General features: G+C 42.4%; 2 protein-coding genes. Both read right to left on the reverse strand.

Annotation, left to right across the window (positions count from 1 at the left end):
* Positions 1-83: 83 nt before the first annotated feature.
* Positions 84-1,523, reverse strand: coding sequence for a form I ribulose bisphosphate carboxylase large subunit (locus IE244_RS43490; RefSeq protein ID WP_188363613.1), 1,440 nt, complete (start codon positions 1,521-1,523; stop codon positions 84-86).
* 17 nt (positions 1,524-1,540) lie between these two features.
* The coding region (locus IE244_RS43495; RefSeq protein ID WP_229854911.1) for a hypothetical protein at positions 1,541-1,744 on the reverse strand (204 nt) is incomplete at its 5' end.

A 1,744-nucleotide genomic window follows, 5' to 3' on the forward strand; every position in this document is an offset into this window, starting at 1 on the left:
GCCGAGTTTAATTGCAATTCAACAAACCGACAGTAATTACTGGATTACAAAGTATCCATTGCTTCGAATTCAAATTTGATTTATCAAGCTGGTTTATCTAATTTATCCACTGCGTCGAATTCAAATTTGATCGCCTTCCATACTTCACAAGCAGCAGCTAGTTCAGGACTCCATTTGCTAGCCTCGCGGATAATTTCATTACCCTCGCGGGCAAGGTCACGTCCCTCATTACGAGCTTGTACACATGCTTCTAAAGCTACTCGATTAGCTACGGCACCCGGTGCATTTCCCCAAGGGTGTCCTAAAGTTCCTCCACCGAATTGTAGTACGGAATCATCTCCAAAGATCTCGGTCAAAGCAGGCATATGCCAAACGTGAATACCCCCCGAAGCTACGGGCAGAACACCTGGCATAGAAACCCAATCTTGAGTGAAATAAATACCACGGCTTCGATCTTTTTCAATAAAATCATCACGTAGTAAATCAACAAAGCCCAAAGTTATGTCCCTTTCTCCTTCAAGTTTACCTACTACTGTACCAGCGTGAATATGATCTCCACCAGACATACGTAAAGCTTTAGCTAGTACACGAAAGTGCATACCATGATTCTTCTGTCTATCAATAACTGCGTGCATTGCGCGATGGATGTGAAGAAGTAGACCATTATCTCGGCAATAATGAGCCAAGCTAGTATTTGCAGTGAACCCACCTGTTAAGTAGTCGTGCATTACGATAGGAACTCCCAATTCTCTAGCACACACGGCCCTTTTGATCATTTCTTCACATGTACCTGCAGTAGCATTCAAGTAATGCCCTTTGATTTCACCTGTTTCAGCCTGTGATTTATAAATTGCTTCGGCACAAAATAAGAAACGGTCTCTCCAGCGCATAAATGGTTGGGAGTTCACATTCTCATCATCTTTGGTAAAATCAAGCCCGCCACGTAGACATTCATAAACTGCTCTACCGTAGTTCTTAGCGGATAACCCCAATTTAGGTTTAATAGTACATCCTAATAGGGGGCGACCATACTTGTTCAATTTATCTCTTTCAACCTGGATGCCATGAGGCGGGCCTTGGAAAGTTTTAACATAAGCAGTAGGGATTCGCAGATCCTCTAGACGTAGAGCGCGCAGGGCTTTGAACCCAAATACATTACCCACAATGGAAGTAAACATGTTAGTAACAGAACCTTCTTCAAAAAGGTCTAAAGGGTAAGCTACATAACATATATATTGATCTTCTTCTCCAGGAACGGGCTCAATGTGGTAGCATCGCCCTTTGTAACGATCAAGGCTGGTAAGCCCATCGGTCCACACGGTTGTCCATGTACCAGTAGAAGATTCAGCAGCTACCGCGGCCCCTGCTTCCTCAGGCGGAACTCCGGGTTGAGGAGTTACTCGGAAGGCTGCCAAGATATCAGTATCTTTGACTTCATATTGAGGAGTATAATAAGTCAATTTATACTCTTTAACACCAGCTTTGAATCCAACACTTGCTTTAGTCTCTGTTTGTGGTGACATAAGTCCCTCCCTACAACTCATGAATTAAGAATTCTCGCAACAACAAGGTCTACTCGATATAAATGAGGAGTTAATGAAACCTTTTCGAAGAAATCTTTCAAAAAATTATCAACGAATCCGAAAGGTTCCTTATTAGACCATGGTATTTGATTCGCCAAATACATCATTATTCTATATTCTTTCATATGTATGGCGCAACCCGATCCGTGTTTTTCAAGTTT

The organism is Streptomyces filipinensis (assembly GCF_014649495.1).
Taxonomy (GTDB): domain Bacteria; phylum Actinomycetota; class Actinomycetes; order Streptomycetales; family Streptomycetaceae; genus Streptomyces; species Streptomyces filipinensis.

Excerpts from the sequence above, each read along its gene's own strand:
- IE244_RS43490 (WP_188363613.1), bottom strand. The coding sequence starts at position 1,523 with ATGTCACCACAAACAGAGACTAAAGCAAGTGTTGGATTCAAAGCTGGT.